Source organism: Roseomonas sp. WA12 (assembly GCF_054165765.1).
This window is the reverse complement of sequence record NZ_CM135108.1, coordinates 2,589,496-2,606,451: the sequence shown is the minus strand read 5'-3', so window position 1 is coordinate 2,606,451 and position 16,956 is coordinate 2,589,496. Positions and strand designations below refer to the sequence as shown.

The following is a 16,956-nucleotide window of genomic DNA, read 5'->3' as shown; positions in this document are numbered from 1 at the left end:
GCCGGCCGGCGGGATCACACCAGCACCATGTCGTCCCGGTGAATGATCACGTCCCGCCCGCGCCAGCCGAGAATCGCCTCGATCTCGGCGCTGCGGCGGCCGGCGATGCGGCGGGCGCTGTCGGAATCATAGGCCGTGAGGCCGCGGGCGAGTTCGCGACCGTCGGGGGCGCGGATGCTGACGGAATCGCCGCGGTCGAACTGCCCCTCCACCTCCCGCACGCCGGCGGGGAGGAGGGATCGGCCCTCGGCCAGGGCGCGGGCGGCGCCGTCATCCACCACAAGCCGCCCCATCGGAGCGAGGGAGCCGGCGATCCAGCTTTTCCGGGCGGAGCGGCCTTCGGGCGCGGGCAGAAACCAGGTGGCGCGGGCGCCTTCCAGCATGGCGGAGAGTGGGTTGGCCTCCTTGCCCAGCGCAATGGCCATGGCGCAGCCGGCGCCAGTGGCGATGCGCGCCGCGATGAGCTTCGTGCGCATGCCGCCGGAGGAGTAGCCGGGCGGCGGCTCGCCACCCATCGCCATGATCTCGTCCGTGATGCGCTCCACCACCGGCAGGTGGCGGGCCTCGGGGTCACGGCGGGGGTCGGCGGTGTAGAGACCGTCGATGTCGGACAGCAGGACCAGCGCATCAGCCTCGATCATCTCGGCGACGCGGGCGGCAAGGCGGTCGTTGTCGCCGAAGCGGATTTCCGCGGTGGCGACGGTGTCGTTCTCGTTGATCACGGGAACGCAGCCGAGGGCGAGCAGGGTTTTCAGCGTCTCGCGGGCGTTAAGGTAGCGACGGCGGTCCTCGCTGTCCTCGAGGGTGAGCAGGATCTGCGCGGCGGTCATGCCCTGGGTGGCAAGGGCGTGCTGCCAGGCACCGGCAAGGCGGATCTGTCCCACGGCGGCGGCAGCCTGCTTCTCTTCCAGCCGAAGGGCGCGGCGGGTAAGGCCGAGTGCGTGGCGGGCAAGGGCGACGGCGCCGGAGGAGACCAGTACCACCTCCGCCCCGCTCGCCCGGAGCCGCGCGGCGTCGGCGGCGACGGAGGCGAGCCATTCCGCGCGCGGTGCCGCCGTCTCCGGGTCCACCACAAGGGCGGAGCCGATCTTGACGACGATGCGACGCGCGGTGGCGAGGGAAGAGGTGGCCATGGGGCCGCCGTTACCACGGGCCGGGCAGGGGGGCGACCCGGCCCGTGATGGCAGCCCCAGTTCGCCCGGCGCTAGCGGTTCGGCGTCACCCGCCAGAGCGTGTTCGACAGGTCGTCTGCGACGATCAGCGCGCCACGCGGGTCCACCGAGACTCCGACCGGCCGGCCGCGAGCATTGCCCTCGCTGTTCAGGAAGCCCGACACGAAGTCGATCGGGTCTCCGGCGGGCCGGCCGTCACGGAAGGGTACGAACACCACCCGGTAGCCCACGGGGTTGCTGCGGTTCCAACTGCCGTGCTGGCCGACGAACACGCCGTCCGCAAAGGCAGGGCCCATGGTGGCAGTTGAGAAGCTGACGCCGAGCGCCGCGACATGCGCGCCGAGGGCGTAGTCGGGGCGAATGGCGGCTGCGACGCGTTCCGGGTTCTGCGGCTGCGCGCGGGTGTCCACATTCTGGCCCCAGTAACTGAAGGGCCAACCGTAGAAGCCTCCCTCGCGCACCGAGCTCAGATAGTCCGGCACGAGGTTGGGGCCGATCTCGTCGCGCTCATTCACCACCGCCCAGAGCTGGCCGGTTCCCGGTTGGATCGTCAGCGCCGTGGGATTGCGGAGGCCGGTCGCGTAGGGCCGGTGCGCGCCCGTCCGCGGGTCGATCTCCCACACCATCGCCCGATCGAGCTCGACGTCCATGCCGCGCTCGGTGATGTTGCTGTTCGATCCGATGCCGACGTACAGGAAGCGGCCGTCCGGGCTGGCCGTCATCGCCTTCGTCCAGTGATGATTGATCCTCGACGGCAGGTTCGTCACCAGCGTCGGCGGCCCGCTCGCTTCGGTCTGCCCCTCGCGGTAATCGAAGCGCACCAGCGCATCCTGGTTCGCGACGTAGAGCGCGCCATCCACCAGGGCGAGGCCGTAAGGGCCGTTCAGGTTCTCCGCGAAGACCCGGCGGACCTCATAGGTGCCGTCGCCATCGGCGTCACGCAGGAGGGTCAGCCGGTTACCGCCCGGTACCGAGGTCTTGCCCCAGCTCTTGATGATGTTTGCGATGAAAGCCTTGGGGTTGAGCCGGGGCGCGCCCTGGCCGCCCGTTCCCTCCGTCACCAGGATGTCGCCATTGGGCAGGACGAGGGATTGGCGGGGGATCCGGAGATCAGTCGCAATCGCCTGGATCGTGTAGCCCTGCGGCACCGTCGGGCGATCACTGCCCCAGGCGGCCGGGCGCGGAATCGTCATGTCCGGCAGCAGTCCGCGATGGGGCGCCGGAAGATTCGGGTTCGCACCGTGCTGCTCTGCGGCGGGTTCGCTGTCACAGGCGGACAAGGCGAGCAGGGCGGTGCCAATCAGCAAGAGCGCGCGCATCACACCATCTCCCTGGAACGGAAACCGGAGTAGCCTATCCACGTCGCAACGAGCGCGAGGAGCGTGGCGACCACCGAGAGGATCAGCGCCTCCGGCATGATCGCGAAGGCATCCTTCGAGTGGACGAGGGCGTTGATGAAGCCGACCACCCAGGCCGCGAGCAGCACCACGAAATAGAGCACTGCGCGGCCTCTTCCTGCCGGGCCGCTCCGGAAAAGATTGATCAGCGCCCAGAGCAGGGCGAAGCCGCCGACGAACAGCCCGCCGGCGAGAAGCCAGGACGAGAAGTTGGCCCACTGCATCTGGAAGCTCTCCCGATACGCGTAGTCACTGAGCAGAGCTCCGAGGAACAATGGAAATGGGAAGGCCAGCAGAATTGCATTCAGCGGGTGGAGTGGCCTCAGCAGTCTCGGCTCGGAAATGGCAGCCACAGCGTGTCCTCTCGTTCTGGGTGGGGCCGGGGGACACCCTCGGCAACTCACCCGCATCCATGGGTAACGTGTCGGAGCAACGGGAGGACCATCGGCGGGTTTCGGTTGCGCGTTCTACATGGTCGAATGTTCGCGCGGCCGCATCAGGATGGTCCGGAGACGAGTGGCCCGTCTGCTGATAGCGGGGCCAAAGACCAAAAAGTCTACTCGGCAGTCAGGCCCCGCGCGGTCCGGCGGGACCTGGGCCGGGTGCGGGCTCGGGCACGGCTTCGTCCTCGGCGGTTTCCATCTTGTCCTCGGCCTCGCCGGTGGTCTTGCGCACCTCCTCCTCGGGGGAAACGCGCTGGCGCTCGAAGCGCAGCCGCCGCTCCTCCTCGGTTTCCTCGTGCTCGCTCATCGGGATCGTCCTCTGGTGTGACGGGGCGAGAACGTGCGGGCCGGCCCGCGGTTCAGGCCGGGCGCTCCTGCGGGCGGTCGCCGCGCAGCACCTGCTCGGGCAGGCCGATGACGAGGAGAAAGGCCGCCGTCATCACCACGGCGCTGAGGGTGAAGCACCCGGTCAGGGCGTGGCGGTAGACGGTGGCGAGCGCCTGGTGCTGCTCGGGCGAGAGGGCCGCAATGGCCTCCGCGCCGCCGCGGGTCAGCCCTTCCACATCCACCGGCCCAGCCAGCCGCGCGGCGAGGATGGCACCAGAGGCGGCGACGCCCACCGCGCTGCCCAGGGAGCGCACGAAGGTCATCGCCCCCGTAGCCGCGCCGAGCTCGGCCTGGGCAACGGCGTTCTGCACGGCGGTGGTGAGGTTTGGCATGCCCATCCCCATGCCGAGGCCGAGCGCGGCGAGGGCGAAGAGGAACATCCAGGGCGGCGCGGCACTCCAGGCCAGCAGGGCAAGGCCGCAGAGGGCGACGGCTTCCAGCAGCAGGCCGGCCATCAGGAAGCCCTTGTTCTTGCCCAGCCGCGCGGCGGCGCGTCCGCCGAAGACGGAGCTGAGCACCATGCAGCCCACCTGCGGCAGCATCATCAGCCCGGCATGGGCCGGATCCATCCCGAGGACGAGTTGGAAGAACAGCGGCAGGAAGACGGTGGAGCCGAGCATCGCGAAGGTCATCATCCCGCCCACCGTTACGCCGCGGGCGAAGACGGGGTTCCGGAACAGGCCAAGGCGGATGAGCGGTGCCTCGGCGCGCGCTTCCCGCCAGAGAAAGGCGGCGATGAGAAGGACGACAAGCGCAGCCATCCCGGCGCTCGCCACCGAAGCCCAGGGGAACTCCACCCCTCCCCAGGCGAGGAGAAGGAGAAGCGCGGTGGTCCCGGCAGCCATCAGCGCGGTGCCCGCGAGGTCCAGCGGGCGGGGCTTGGCCGTGCGCGGGGTGCGAAGGCCGAAGCCGATCAGGAGGAGCGCGACCGCCCCGAGCGGCAGGTTCACGTAGAAGACCCAGCGCCAGCCCAGGGTGGAGGTGATGATGCCCCCCAGCAGCGGCCCGGCCACGCTGGCCAGGGCGAAGGTCCCGGTGAACAGCCCCTGGTAGCGCGGGCGCTCCCGCGGGGAGACGACATCGCCCACCGATGCCTGGGCCAGCACCAGCAGTCCTCCCGCACCCAGCCCTTGCAGCGCCCGGAACAGAATGAGCTGGGTCATGGTGTCGGAGGTGCCGCAGAGCAGTGAGCCGGCCAGGAAGAGCACGATGGAGACGAGGAAAAGGCGCCGCCGTCCATAGGTATCCGACAGCGTGCCGTAGACCGGGGTTGTGACGGTGGAGGACAGCATGAAGGCCGTCACCACCCAGGACAGATGGGCCATGCCGCCGAGGTCGGAGACCATGCGGGGCAGGGCGGTGTTGACGATGTTCTGGTCCAGCGCCGCCAACAGCATGCAGAGCAGGGCCCCGGCGAAGACGGTGCGGCGAGAAGCGGGCTTCTGCGCCGCCGGGTCGGCTGCCCCGCCCATGGCGGGGCCAGTGGCGATGTCCGGCGCGGTATCGGCCAGGGGCTGGTTCGCTCGGAAATGCGTATCGGGCATGCGCCTGGTCCGGGAAGCGGCGCGTCGCGCCGGGGAGGGGCCTCGGTTCCGCGCGGCCGGGCGCCTTGCGCCCGCGGCCACGGGAGGGATGATAGCCCCCGCCCCTCAACGCGGCCCGCCCTGGATCGTTCAGACCTCCGATGAGCTTCCACGCCCTCTACCGCCACGGCTTCGCCCGGCTGGCCGCCTGCACCACCCGCATCGTGCTGGCCGATCCATCGGCCAATGCCGAGGCCATCCTGGCCGCCGCGCGGGACTGCCACGCGCGGGGGGTAGCGGTGGCGGTATTCCCGGAACTCGGCCTGTCCGGCTACGCGATCGACGACCTGCTGCTGCAGGACGTGCTGCTGGATGCGGTGGAGGATGGCGTCGCACAGCTGGTGGCGGCATCGGCGGAACTGATGCCGCTGCTGCTGGTGGGCGCCCCCCTGCGCCACCAGGGGCGCATCTACAACTGCGCGCTGGCCATCCATCGCGGGCAGCTGCTCGGCGTGGTGCCGAAGATGCACCTTCCAAACTACCGCGAGTTCTACGAGCGGCGCTGGTTCGCCTCCGGCACGGGGACCGAGGGCGGGACGATCCAGGTCGGACGGATCGAGGCGCCCTTCGGGCCGGACCTGCTCTTCGAGGCCGAGGATGTCCGGGGCCTGACGGTTCATGTGGAGGTTTGCGAGGATCTGTGGGTGCCCAGCCCGCCGAGCGGCGATGGCGCGCTGGCAGGGGCGCTGGTGCTGGCCAATCTCTCGGCGAGCAACATCACCATCGGCAAGGCGGACACGCGCCGGCTGCTCTGCGCCTCGCAATCCGCGCGCTGCATCGGCGCCTACATCTATGCGGCGGCGGGCGCAGGGGAATCGACGACGGACATGGCCTGGGACGGGCAGGTCTCGATCTTCGAGAACGGCGCGACCCTGGCCGAGAGTGAACGGTTTCCCGACGGGCAGCAGATCGTCTTCGCCGACACTGATCTCGATCTGCTACGGCAGGAGCGCGCACGGCAGGGCACCTTCGACGACAACCGGCGCCTTCATGCCCGCCCGTTCCGGCGCGTGGCCTTCCGGCTCGACCCGCCGATGGAGGATCTCGGCCTCGAGCGGCGCGTGGAGCGCTTCCCCTTTGTGCCCGCGGACCCGAAGCGGTTGGACCAGGATTGCTACGAGGCCTATGCGATCCAGGTCTCCGGGCTGATGCAGCGGCTGGCCTCGATCGGGCAGCCGAAGATCGTGATCGGTGTCTCGGGCGGGCTGGATTCGACCCAGGCGCTGATCGTCGCCGCGCGCGCGATGGACCGGATGAACAGGCCGCGCACGGACATCATAGGCTACACCATGCCCGGCTTCGGCACGAGCACGGGGACGAAGAGCAGCGCGCATCGGCTGATGGCGTCCCTCGGCATCACCGCGCGAGAGCTGGATATCCGCCCGGCGGCAAAGCAGATGCTTGGCGATCTCGGACATGGCTTCGCCGAGGGCGAGGCGCTGTACGACGTGACCTTCGAGAACGTGCAGGCCGGGCTGCGAACCGACTACCTGTTCCGCGCCGCGAACAACGAGAACGGCATCGTGCTCGGCACCGGCGACCTGTCGGAACTCGCGCTGGGCTGGTGCACCTACGGCGTGGGCGACCAGATGTCGCACTACAACGTCAACGGGGGTGTGCCGAAGACGCTCATCCAGCACCTCATCCGCTGGGTGGCGCAGGAGGGGATCTTCGCGGCGGATGTGTCCGACGTGCTGGTGGACATCCTGGCGACCGAGATCTCGCCCGAGCTGGTGCCGGCTGATGCGAGCGGGGCGATCCAGAGCACCGAATCGAAGATCGGCCCCTACGGGCTACAGGACTTCAGCCTGTTCTACGTGCTGCGCTACGGCCTCCGCCCCTCCAAGATCGCCTTCCTGGCGCACCGGGCTTGGTCGGACGTCTCACGCGGGTCTTGGCCGCCGCACTTCCCCGAGGCGCGCCGTGCGGAATACGATCTGGCGGTTATCCGGCACTGGATGGAGGTGTTCCTCGGCCGGTTCTTCGGATTCGCTCAGTTCAAGCGCTCCGCCATGCCGAACGGGCCGAAGGTCTCGGGGGGCGGGTCCCTGTCGCCGCGCGGGGACTGGCGGGCGCCTTCGGACGGCACGGCGACCGCCTGGCTGGCCGAATTGCGGCGCAATGTGCCCGAGTCGTAGAAGGGCAACTGTGGCGAAGATGCCAGTTTTGCCCGGCCCCATTGAGGAGTCGTGCCCTCCCTATTGTTGACTGGCGCGCTTCGTGGTGATTTCGAGCACCAACGCGCAACAGACAGGCGGTTCACATGGCGAAGGCAGCGGCAGCACCCAAGAAGCCCGCGGCAAAGGCTCCGGCGGCGAAGGCCCCCGCGAAGGGCGCGGCGAAGGCCGCTGCCCCGGCGGTGGTGAGCCTGAAGCAGATCGCGGCTTCGATGGCCGAGAGCAACGAGATGCCGAAGCGTCAGGCTGAGGCGTTCGTGAACGAGTTCGTCCAGTCCCTGGCCGATCACCTCAAGGAAGGCGCCAAGATCCGTATCAACGGTCTCGGCATCCTCGAGGTGAAGTCGCGTCCGGCCCGCATGGGCCGCAACCCGGCCACCGGCGAGCAGATCCAGATTGCCGCCTCCAAGAAGATCGCCTTCCGCCCCGCCAAGGAGCTGAAGGAAGCCGTCTGACGGTATCGGGGGCGTCCAGCGGGACGCCTCACCGTTGATCGATGCCCGGCCCGGCCTCCCCTGGAGGCCGGGCCGTCGCATGTCCGGGCCCGGGTTTCGCTTCAGCGGTAACTTTTCCCGCCGGCTTTCCCTGCCAATCGGGGGTCCTTCCGCGTACCGGACGGCCGGCGGGCTTGCCGCGGCTGGAAGCGGCTATTATCTGCCTGACGATCAGGTCGCCCGTTTTCCGGCATTCTGCAAGCGACCCCGTCCTCATCCCAGTCGAGTTCTGACCCCTGCCGTCCATGACGACCCGTACCGATCCAGCCGTCGCGGCGGAATCCGATCGCGCGTCCGCGCCCGACTCCGTCCTGTGGCAGCACGCTGCCTTCTGCCGTCTCGGCTTGCCGCTCGCGCCCGTCACGGCCGAGAGCACCGAGGCCTGGCGGCGGGAAGGCGTGGATGCTGCCATCCGAATCACTCCTTCCGCGGCGGGCGATGTCCTGCCTGATGGACCGGGCTTGCGCCTGGTCCTCGGCTATCTCTGTGACTCCGCGCTTCGGGCCGGCAGCCCGACGGTCGCGATGGGCAGCGATCCGGCGGCGCTCGCGGCCCGGATGGGGCTGGGCGAGGGCGCTGCCCAGCCGCTCGCCGAGCAGGTGGAGCGAATGTTGGCCTGCCGGATCACCGTCTCGGTCGATGACGGGCCGGAGCTTTCGGTGCTGGATGCCCGGAGCCGTCCCCGTGGCGGTGCCTGGCCGGCCCAGGTGAAGCTGAATGCCCGCTTCCTGGCGAGCCTGGATGGCGCCGCCGTGGCGCTGGACCGCGCCATCCTGCGCGCGCTTTCCGGCTCGGCCGAGGCAATGGATGCCCATGCCTGGACACGCGAGGCTCTGGCGCGTGCCGTTGCCCGCGGCGGCGAGGAAGCCACCGTCACCACCTCCTGGCCCGAACTGCTGACGCGCTTCGGCGTGCCGGGCGCCGATGCCGCCACCTTCCGCGAGGCCTTCGAATCGGCGCTGCGGGCGGTGTTCGAGGCCGATCTGTCGATCGAGTTGGCCGTGGACGATGATGGTGTGAGCGTGCGCCACGCCCAAGCGCCGGAGCAGCCGGCGCCGGAGCCGGCTAACGTCCCGCCGTCCGTCGCTCCCCCGCCGCCCGCGCCCGAGCAGGTTGCCGAACCGGCGACACCCGCGCCGCAGCCGGCCGAGGAACCTCGCGCGCGGAACGGGCGGGAACGGGACGATCGGGTCCGCGAGGACCGGCCGCGCGATGCCCGCTCCCGAGACGAGGGGCCCCGCGACGAGCGGCCGCGCGAGGACAGGCCTCGCGAAGAGAGGCCGCGTGAGGACCGCATCCGTGAGGATCGGCCCCGTGACGACCGTCCGCGCGAGGATCGGCCCCGTGACGACCGGCCCCGTGACGACCGGCCACGCGAGGATCGCGCCCGGGACGAACGTGGCCGCGAGGACCGCAACCGCGACGATCGGCGCGGCCGCCGCGACGAGCCGGGCGAGGGTAGTCCGGTGGACCAGATCATGGACGACATGGTCCGCATCCGCTCGCATCTCACTGGTCTGCCCCAGGTGGTGTGGCTGCGGCGCGGCCATGGCGAGGAGAACATCCTCGTCGGCGTCACCCCCGGCACCCGGCTGGACACCGAGCGCCTGACCATCCTGATGGTGGAGCCCATCGTGATGCAGGTGAGCGGCGGCCTGGGCGGGAGCGACTTCGAGCGCGTCTCCGCCTGGGTGATGGCGAACCGGGACCTGATCGACGAATTTTGGGAAGGCGGGATTTCCTCGGCCGAGGAGGTCACGCGCCGCGTCCGCAAGGCCCCCGGGCCGACCTGGCGCTGAGCCGCGCGGCCGGGCCTTCGGGGGAACTCACGGTCCGGATCGCGCGCCTGACGGGGACGTGTCCGGCCCGGCCCGGGGCCTGCCCTGGCAAAACCGGTGCGCATCCCGACCTGTTCAGGCAATGAACCCCGTCTTCCTGAACCGGATTGGCACGGCCACCCCCGTGCATGAGGTGCACGGCACCTTCCGCGCCTTCGCCGAGGGGTTGATCCCGGACCTGCGGGCGCGGCGTGTCTTCGCCCGCATGGCGGACCGCGCCGGCATCGCCCGCCGCTGGAGCGTGCTGCGCCCGGATGGCCGCCCGGGGCTGGTGGATGCCGAGGGCTTCTACGAGCCCGGCCATTTCCCCTCCACCCGCGCCCGCATGCAGCGCTGGGAGGCGGAAGCACCCGCGCTGGCCTTTCGTGCCCTCGAATCCGCCGGGCCGCTGGAGGGGATCACCCATCTCGTCACGGCATCCTGCACCGGTTTCGTCGCCCCGGGGTTGGACCACGCGATCGCCGCGTATCTCGGGCTGGACGAGACAGTGGCGCGCACGAATATCGGCTTCATGGGCTGCCAGGCCGCGATCGTCGCGCTGCGCGTCGCCAATGACGCCGTCCGGGCCGATCCCGCCGCCCGCGTGCTCGTGGTGAATCTGGAGCTGTGCACGCTGCACCTCCAGGAGCGGCCGGATGTCGAGCAGCTGCTGTGCTTTCTGCTGTTCGGCGATGGCTGTTCCGCGGCGCTGGTGAGCGCAGCGCCCGAGGGGCTGCGGCTGGACGGATTTCGCAGCGCGCTGATGCCCGAGGCGAGCGAGCAGATCTCCTGGCGCGTCGGCGACAACGGCTTCGACATGGTGCTGTCGGGCGAGGTGCCGAAGAGCCTGAACCGCGCCCTGCCGCAGCGCCTGCCCGCGCTGCTGGACGGCGCGGAGGCTTCCGCCTTCGATCTGTGGGCCATCCATCCCGGCGGCCGTTCGGTGCTGGACGCGGTGGAGGAGTCCTGTCGCCCGCCACAGGGCGCGCTGGCCGATTCGCGCGCGGTGCTGGAGGCGCATGGTAATATGTCCTCGCCCACTATCATGTTCGTGCTGCGCCGGATGCTCGACGCGGCGGAGGCCGGGCAGCGCGGGGTCGCCATGGCCTTCGGGCCTGGGCTGTCGGCCGAGACCATGCGCTTCGCGACGGTGTAGCGGTGCTGCACGCGCGCTCCTCTGCGCCCGAGATCATGGACGACGCCGCGCAGGATTTCTCCGCCTTCTCTTCCGCCCTGCGTGACCTCGAACGCATCAACCGCGTGAGCCTGGCCTACCGCCCGACGCTTCGCTGGCTTGATGCGCTGGCGCGGCGCACGGGCGCGCGGCGGCTGAGCGTGCTGGATGTGGGAGCGGGTGGCGGCGACATGCTCGCGCGCGTCGCGGATTGGGGCCTGCGCCGTGGGGTTGCTGTGGAGTTGGCGGCGCTGGACCGCTCGCCCCATGCGGCGGCGCATGCGCGGGCGCGGCATCCTGGGCTGCCGGTGCGCTGGATCACCGCCGACCTCTTCGACCTCGATCCCGCCGAGCGCTACGACGCGGTGATCTGCGCGCTGTTCACGCATCACCTGGATGACGACTTGCTGTTGCGCTTCCTGCGCTGGATGGAGGCGCGCGCGCGGCTGGGCTGGCTGGTCAGCGACCTGCACCGCCATCCCATTCCCTGGGCCACGGTCTGGGCCGGTGTGCGGCTGCTGCGAATGGACCCGATGGTGGTGCATGACAGCACGGTCTCCATCGCCCGCGGCTTCTCGCGCGCTGATTGGGAGCAATTGATCTCGCAAGCTGGCGTGCGGGCGGAGCTGCGCTGGGCCTTCCCTTTCCGCTGGACCGTCGCGGGCGGCCCTGGGTGACGGACACCCTGGTAATCGGCGGCGGGCCGGCGGGGGCGGCGGCGGCCATCCTTCTGGCCCGCGGCGGGGTGCGGGTTGTTCTGGTGGAGCGCGAGGCGGCGGCGCGCGAGAAGGTGTGTGGCGAGTTCCTCGGCCCCGATGCCGATGCGCTGCTGCACGGGCTGGGGCTATCCCTGCGGGGGCTGGGCGCTGTGCCGGTCACCGGCGCAAGGCTGGCGTCTGGGGCGCGCGAGGCAGGCTGGGCGCTGCCCTTTGCCGCCTGGAGCCTGCCGAGGGCGGTGCTGGACAAGGCGCTTCTGGAGGCAGCCGCCGAGGCCGGCGCGCGCGTGCTGCGTGGGCGGGCGGTTGCGGGTGCGCTGCCCGAGGACGGGGCATGGTGCGCCCGGCTCTCGGACGGCACCGTGCTGCACGCGGCGGCGCTGGTGCTGGCGACCGGCAAGCACGAATTGCGCGGCCATGCGCGAGCCACACGCGGCGGTGCGCTCGGGTTGAAGCTGCCCCTGCAACTTGCCGCGTCACTGGATGAGGTGGTGCTTCTGCCCTTCGCGGGCGGATATGCCGGGCTGCAGCCGCGGGCAGGAGGCGGCGCGAATCTCTGCGCGGCATTGGATAGCGCCGGGACGGAGGCGCGGGATCCGGCGGCATTGCTGGCGCGGATTTCGGCCGGATCGGCTCGGGCGGCGGCACTGCTGCAGGGCGCCGTGGCGCTGGCGCCGCGCCCGATGGCCATCGCCGGCGTGCCCTATGGCTATCGTTACCGGGGCGCGGGAGAGCCCGGGCTGTACCGCGTGGGTGACCAGTTCGCGGTGGTGCCTTCGCTTGCTGGGGAGGGAGTTGCGATGGCCCTGGCCGGCGGCACGGACGCGGCGCAGGCCATCCTGGCGGGCCGCCCCACCGACGTATTCCACGATGCGCTGAACCGTCGGCTGGACCGGCCCATGCGCTGGGCGGGTGCCATCGCGCGGTTGCTGGACACCGCGCCGGGTGCGCTGGCCCTGGCGGCCCACCTGTCGCCGGCCGCTGCGCGCCTAGCGGCAGCGCGCACGAGGCTGCCCGACGCAGCCTGAAGCCGCCCGGCTTCACCCGCGCTTAACCGCACCACGTCATCCTGCAAACGCACCAATGCGGGGGCGCCAGGATGGCCGCCAATGTCATCGCCTTCGTGGGCGAGAACGAGAACGGCATCCTTGCCGATTTCAGTCGCGCCGTCATGGAGCCGCTGGCACCAATGGGGTTGCGCGGCCACGTCATCGACTTGCATGCACCGGGATGGTCGGATGCGTTGCAGCCGCTAGCTCGGGAGGGGATTGCCTTCGCATGGGGCGCGGCCGGCATTGGCGCGAGGCTGGACATCGGCGGGGACAACCTGTGGGAAATGCTGCAGGTCCCCTTTATCTCGGCCATGGCTGATACGCCGTGCCAGCTTCCGGTGAACCACCGCGTGGCCTCGTCCTGGGTGGCGAATGGCTACATGTTCCGGGACTGGCTTGAGGTGCAGCGGCGCCTGATCCGCTCTCCGCAGATTTCCGCCCTGCTGCCGCATGGCGTGTTGCCGAATCCCCATCGCGGTCTCCTGCCCTGGTCGCGGCGACCGCACCGCATGGTCTTCGTGAAGACCGGCGAGGACCCCGCCCGACGCCGCGCCGCTTGGGAGGGTTGGCCCCGTGCGCTGCGTGCCGTGCTGCTCGATGCGGCAGAGGTCGCGGCGCGGCGCCCGACCGGCGACATCACCGGGCTGGTATTGGATGCCGCGCTCGCCCGTGGCCTGCACCTGGAGGAGCGGCTGGAGATCCTGTTCGCGCTCACCCTCGAGGTGGATCTGCACACGCGGGCGCTGCGCGCGACCGCCTTTGCCCGCGCATTACTGCCGCTCGGCGCTACCATCATCGGCCGGGGCTGGGACCATCTGGACAGGACGGGCGCGCGCGCCACGCTGCGGGCGGGCGTGCCGGCAGCGGAGTTGTCGCGCATCTACGCGGAAACGCAGTTCTTGGTCAGCACTAACCCCAATTTCAGCCACGGCGTACATGAGCGCGTGCCGAACGGCTTTGCCGCGCGGGCCTGTGTGGTGTCGGACGACAACGATTTCACACGCGATCGCTTCGTTGGGCTGCCAAGTTTCTTCGGCCTGGACTGGACGTCGCCCGACCTGGGCGAACGCATCGCCGCGCTGTTCCACGATCTCACTGACTACGCCCCGCTGACCGACTCCGCGCTGGAGGTCGCTGAACGCGATTTCGGGGTGGACGGATTTCTCGGCGGCATGATCGACCTGGCCGATCTCGTGCGCGCTGGAAACCGTCTGGAAAGATTTCCCGCCTAGCCTGCTTCGTGGGTCTTCGGCCCCACGAAGCCCGAGTTGAGTGGTCAGGAGCGCGAGATGCCACTGGACGCGACCCGCCCCCACGGCCCTGCCCGCCCGGAGAGGGCGCCGGCCGTGGCCGGCGGCCCGATCATGGCGCGTGGCTTTGCGGCGCCCGTTATTCCTGTCGCGCGCCCGCGGCTGCCGGAGGCGCGAGCGATCCTGCCCTATCTGCAGGAGATCGACGCGAACCACTGGTACGCAAATCACGGGCTCCTCTGGCTGCGGCTGCAGTCACGCCTGGCCGCGCATTTCGACGTGGCGCCGGAGGGCGTGGCGCTGACCGCCAATGCGACACTGGCGCTGGCGCTAGCGCTGCGCGCGAGCGAGGTGGCGCTGGGGATGAAGTGCCTGATGCCGGCCTGGACCTTCGTCGCCACCGCCGGCGCCGTGCGTGATGCGGGGCTCGTGCCGCACTTCGCCGATGTGGATCCCGCCACCTGGGCGCTGGACCCCGATGCGGTTGAGAGGCGCGCCGACCTGCAGGAAATTGGTGCGATCATCGTTGTCGCGCCCTTCGGTCGTCCGCTGGACACAGCGCGCTGGGACGCGCTCTCCGCCCGCACAGGCATCCCCGTCATCATCGACGCGGCGGCCGCCTTTGACGCGTTGCGGGCCGGGGGGGCAATGGCAGTGGGCGCCTGCCCCGTGATCGTCAGCCTGCACGCGACCAAGGCCCTTGGTATCGGGGAGGGCGGGGTGGTGCTCTCGGGCGACGCGGAGTGGATCGAGCGTCTGCGTCGGCTCTCGAATTTCGGTTTCCTGGGCACGCGTGATGCGGTGCTGGCCGGCACGAATGCAAAGATGTCGGAATACGCGGCGGCGATCGGCCTCGCGGCGCTGGATGCCTGGCCGGAGACGCGGGCGAGCTGGCTGGCTGTCACGGGACACTACGCGGCGGCACTGGCGGGCGATGGGCCGATCGCGCCCTCTCCGGGCTTCGGCGAAGGTTGGGTGAGCGCGACGCTCTCCGTCCTCTGGCCGGGGGACCGGCTGGACGCGGTGGCTGAGCTTGGGCGGGAGGGGATCGGGACGCTGCGCTGGTGGGGGGAGGGCTGCCATCGCCAACCCGCCTATGCCAGTTGTCCGCGCGATCCGCTGCCCGTCACCGAATCCATCGCCCGTCGCGCGATCGGCTTGCCTTTCTGGCGCGACATGACCGTGACGCAGGTGGAGTATATCTGCAGCGTTGCCCGGCGGGCCGCGGCGCCGGCCCCGGGGCGCGTCCGGCGACGCTCCGCGGCTCGCATCCCGGCCTGAACTGATGACCCACCCCTATGCCGGGCTGCGCTATGCCGAGACGATGGCGCATGTGGGGCGCCCGCTCTGGGTCGAGCCCTGGGGCACCGCCATGATGCTGCGCGACGCGCCCAATGGGATGGTGGACGCGGCCGGTCCCTATCCGCTCTGCGTATTGGGGGAGGGGGCCGACCTGCCGGCAGGGATGGAGGTGCTGTGCGCGGCCGGTGCGGTCAGTGCGGTCGTTGTGGCCGATCCCTTCGCCGCTCCCGGGCCGGACCGCCTGCGCGATGCTTTCGGCACGATCAGACCGTTCAAAACACATTGGACGGTGGAACGCGCCGCCGGGCCATTCAGCCCCACGCCGCATCACCGCCAGGAAATCCGCATCGCGGGCCGCCGCTGTCGCGTGCGCAAAGCGCGGCTGCAGGATTGCCTTGAAGACTGGTGCCGCCTCTATGGCGATCTCTCCAGGCGGCACGCAATCAGCGGGCTGCATGCCTTTCCGCGCGCCTCCTTCGCCGCACTCGCGCCGACGGAGGGGCTGCACACCTTCGTCGCAGAGTCGGAGGGCGTGGTCGCCATGCACCTCTGGATTGATGACGGGCGCGTCGCCTACAGCCATCTCGCTGCCACCAGCGCCGAGGGCTACCGCGCAAGGGCGCCCTACGCGCTTCATGCAGCGGCGATCGAGTATTTCTCGAGGCGTGAGGCGGTCGACCTTGGTGGCGGGTTCGGCCTGGTGGATGCTGCCGGGGACGGGCTGACGCAGTTCAAGCGCGGCTTCGCCAACGCAAGTCGCACCGTGCATCTCTGCGGGCAGGTGCTGGACGAGGTGGCCTATGCTCGACTTTCCGCTGGGCGGCTGGCTGGCGGCTATTTCCCGGCCTATCGCGCCCCGGCCTGACCAGGGCGGCCCGCTTCATTGCCTGAAGGCTGTGCATGCCTTCGACGACTTGGGCGCCTGACGAAGAAGCCCGTCGCACCGCAGGCGGCTCTGTGACCCGTCTGTGCCCAGAAGGAGGATCTGAGGGTGAAAGGTGGGTGATGGGTTGGCTGGCAGCCGGCGTGTTTTGAAGGTTCGTAATTAGCGACTGCACGCTGAAGAACTATGCCGAGCGTAAGGGGATTGAACAGGTGAGCGCCATTGCGACGCTGCAAGACGCGTTGGCCCGGCTCACACATCTCTGCGTGGCAGGAGGTGTAACGCCACTCCTGGACTCGAAGGCTAACTAATCAGGAAGGAGGGTCCGGCGATTGGCATTTGGTGGGACGGAGAAGTCCAACCAGCGGCCGGTTAGCGAGAGTGAACAGGTGTAGATGATGATGCCTAGGCTGTCTCGAACGTCAACGATGAAGTCACGACGGTGACCATCAGGGAGATGGTGTTCAGCGATGTTGGGGAGTAGTTCCTGGGCATGGACCCGCGCCGCCTCGCGGTGAGGGAGGTCTTCCCCTTTCTCATCTCGGCACCGCTCAAGTCCATCGAACGTATCGAAATAGTACGTTGCCATACCGAGATGGCACAGCTTCCGGGCCGGGAAGTCAAGCTACGCATGCCGCTCTGCTTGGAGCAGCAATGCAAGGCGAGTGAAAATTGGTAAGCGAGTGCATGGCTGCGCCCCGATGGTCCTCGACCTTCGGGGTTTCATGTTTCTGGGCCTGTCCGAATCGGGGCTGACGCACAAAAACCCTGTACACTGAAGCAGGGAGTTCGAGCGCTCCGCCTCGCGCCGAAGATGCAAAGGTCCTCGCGATGGTGGTCAAGGATGCTCAGGCAGTGGGTTGCAGCAACAAAGCGCCTCTCTCGTTCTTCTTGGTGATCGGGTGAGCAACGGCACTGCCACTCACGGCATTTACAAAGTCAGAACTCTGGCGACTGACGAGCGAAGTTGAGTTCGAGGTCGGCAGTACAACTCTGTCTGGCAAAAAGCGCGCATGACTTTGGGCTATCGTGCCCAAGCAAATCGGTGCATCGCCAGCGGCACCGTCACACCCTGCGTCGAAATGTCAGTGGGCTGCGCGATGCGCAGC

At 69.7% G+C, this 16,956-nt stretch carries 15 protein-coding genes; 9 read left to right on the top strand and 6 right to left on the bottom strand.

The window, feature by feature from the left end; translation table 11 throughout:
- Nucleotides 1-14 precede the first annotated feature (14 nt).
- The 5 genes from proB to ACVBD7_RS12465 form a co-directional block, all read right to left on the bottom strand.
- A complete protein-coding gene (gene proB / locus ACVBD7_RS12485) occupies nt 15-1,133 on the bottom strand; it encodes a glutamate 5-kinase (protein ID WP_458093559.1) in 1,119 nt (372 codons plus the stop codon).
- 71 nt (nt 1,134-1,204) lie between these two features.
- Complete coding sequence (locus ACVBD7_RS12480; protein ID WP_458093558.1) at nt 1,205-2,491, bottom strand: PQQ-dependent sugar dehydrogenase; 1,287 nt, start codon at nt 2,489-2,491, stop codon at nt 1,205-1,207.
- Complete coding sequence (locus ACVBD7_RS12475) at nt 2,491-2,979, bottom strand: DUF2231 domain-containing protein (protein WP_458093557.1); 489 nt, start codon at nt 2,977-2,979, stop codon at nt 2,491-2,493. The genes ACVBD7_RS12480 and ACVBD7_RS12475 overlap by 1 nt, the downstream gene beginning before the upstream one ends.
- A gap of 157 nt (nt 2,980-3,136) precedes the next feature.
- Nucleotides 3,137-3,319, bottom strand: a complete 183-nt coding sequence (locus tag ACVBD7_RS12470) for a hypothetical protein (protein WP_458093556.1) — start codon at nt 3,317-3,319, stop codon at nt 3,137-3,139.
- A 52-nt stretch (nt 3,320-3,371) separates the two neighbouring features.
- The gene (locus ACVBD7_RS12465) at nt 3,372-4,943 is read right to left on the bottom strand and encodes an MDR family MFS transporter (RefSeq protein ID WP_458093555.1); all 1,572 of its coding nucleotides are present in this window, start codon (nt 4,941-4,943) and stop codon (nt 3,372-3,374) included.
- Nucleotides 4,944-5,083: 140 nt separating this feature from the next.
- On the opposite strand from ACVBD7_RS12465, the gene ACVBD7_RS12460 reads away from it, so the two are divergent.
- From ACVBD7_RS12460 to ACVBD7_RS12420, 9 genes are all read left to right on the top strand, one after another.
- Nucleotides 5,084-7,120 carry an NAD(+) synthase gene (locus tag ACVBD7_RS12460; RefSeq protein WP_458093554.1) on the top strand — a complete coding sequence of 679 codons (2,037 nt, stop codon included), beginning with the start codon at nt 5,084-5,086 and terminating at the stop codon, nt 7,118-7,120.
- A gap of 125 nt (nt 7,121-7,245) precedes the next feature.
- A complete protein-coding gene (locus tag ACVBD7_RS12455; RefSeq protein WP_458093553.1) occupies nt 7,246-7,614 on the top strand; it encodes an HU family DNA-binding protein in 369 nt (122 codons plus the stop codon).
- Between the two features lie 284 nt (nt 7,615-7,898).
- Entirely contained in the window at nt 7,899-9,452 is a 1,554-nt protein-coding gene (locus ACVBD7_RS12450) for a replication protein RepA (protein ID WP_458093552.1), read from the top strand.
- Nucleotides 9,453-9,573: 121 nt separating this feature from the next.
- The gene (locus ACVBD7_RS12445) at nt 9,574-10,626 is read left to right on the top strand and encodes a type III polyketide synthase (RefSeq protein WP_458093551.1); all 1,053 of its coding nucleotides are present in this window, start codon (nt 9,574-9,576) and stop codon (nt 10,624-10,626) included.
- A gap of 2 nt (nt 10,627-10,628) precedes the next feature.
- A complete protein-coding gene (locus ACVBD7_RS12440) occupies nt 10,629-11,321 on the top strand; it encodes a methyltransferase domain-containing protein (RefSeq protein ID WP_458093550.1) in 693 nt (230 codons plus the stop codon).
- The gene (locus ACVBD7_RS12435; RefSeq protein ID WP_458093549.1) at nt 11,318-12,388 is read left to right on the top strand and encodes an NAD(P)/FAD-dependent oxidoreductase; all 1,071 of its coding nucleotides are present in this window, start codon (nt 11,318-11,320) and stop codon (nt 12,386-12,388) included. Before ACVBD7_RS12440 ends, ACVBD7_RS12435 begins: the two co-directional genes overlap by 4 nt.
- Before the next feature lie 71 nt (nt 12,389-12,459).
- Entirely contained in the window at nt 12,460-13,644 is a 1,185-nt protein-coding gene (locus ACVBD7_RS12430) for a hypothetical protein (RefSeq protein ID WP_458093548.1), read from the top strand.
- Between the two features lie 57 nt (nt 13,645-13,701).
- Entirely contained in the window at nt 13,702-14,943 is a 1,242-nt protein-coding gene (locus tag ACVBD7_RS12425) for a DegT/DnrJ/EryC1/StrS family aminotransferase (protein ID WP_458093547.1), read from the top strand.
- 4 nt (nt 14,944-14,947) lie between these two features.
- A complete protein-coding gene (locus tag ACVBD7_RS12420) occupies nt 14,948-15,829 on the top strand; it encodes a GNAT family N-acetyltransferase (protein WP_458093546.1) in 882 nt (293 codons plus the stop codon).
- 325 nt (nt 15,830-16,154) lie between these two features.
- Here ACVBD7_RS12420 and ACVBD7_RS12415 read toward each other — a convergent pair whose 3' ends face one another.
- On the bottom strand, nt 16,155-16,436 hold the full coding sequence (locus ACVBD7_RS12415) for a DUF6894 family protein (RefSeq protein WP_458093545.1): 282 nt from the start codon (nt 16,434-16,436) through the stop codon (nt 16,155-16,157).
- Between the last annotated feature and the right edge of the window lie 520 nt (nt 16,437-16,956).

Excerpts from the sequence above, each read along its gene's own strand:
- proB (WP_458093559.1), bottom strand. The coding sequence starts at position 1,133 with ATGGCCACCTCTTCCCTCGCCACCGCGCGTCGCATCGTCGTCAAGATC.
- ACVBD7_RS12480 (WP_458093558.1), bottom strand. The coding sequence starts at position 2,491 with ATGCGCGCGCTCTTGCTGATTGGCACCGCCCTGCTCGCCTTGTCCGCC.
- ACVBD7_RS12475 (WP_458093557.1), bottom strand. The coding sequence starts at position 2,979 with ATGCGGGTGAGTTGCCGAGGGTGTCCCCCGGCCCCACCCAGAACGAGA.
- ACVBD7_RS12470 (WP_458093556.1), bottom strand. The coding sequence starts at position 3,319 with ATGAGCGAGCACGAGGAAACCGAGGAGGAGCGGCGGCTGCGCTTCGAG.
- ACVBD7_RS12465 (WP_458093555.1), bottom strand. The coding sequence starts at position 4,943 with ATGCCCGATACGCATTTCCGAGCGAACCAGCCCCTGGCCGATACCGCG.
- ACVBD7_RS12460 (WP_458093554.1), top strand. The coding sequence starts at position 5,084 with ATGAGCTTCCACGCCCTCTACCGCCACGGCTTCGCCCGGCTGGCCGCC.
- ACVBD7_RS12455 (WP_458093553.1), top strand. The coding sequence starts at position 7,246 with ATGGCGAAGGCAGCGGCAGCACCCAAGAAGCCCGCGGCAAAGGCTCCG.
- ACVBD7_RS12450 (WP_458093552.1), top strand. The coding sequence starts at position 7,899 with ATGACGACCCGTACCGATCCAGCCGTCGCGGCGGAATCCGATCGCGCG.
- ACVBD7_RS12445 (WP_458093551.1), top strand. The coding sequence starts at position 9,574 with ATGAACCCCGTCTTCCTGAACCGGATTGGCACGGCCACCCCCGTGCAT.
- ACVBD7_RS12430 (WP_458093548.1), top strand. The coding sequence starts at position 12,460 with ATGGCCGCCAATGTCATCGCCTTCGTGGGCGAGAACGAGAACGGCATC.
- ACVBD7_RS12425 (WP_458093547.1), top strand. The coding sequence starts at position 13,702 with ATGCCACTGGACGCGACCCGCCCCCACGGCCCTGCCCGCCCGGAGAGG.
- ACVBD7_RS12420 (WP_458093546.1), top strand. The coding sequence starts at position 14,948 with ATGACCCACCCCTATGCCGGGCTGCGCTATGCCGAGACGATGGCGCAT.
- ACVBD7_RS12415 (WP_458093545.1), bottom strand. The coding sequence starts at position 16,436 with ATGGCAACGTACTATTTCGATACGTTCGATGGACTTGAGCGGTGCCGA.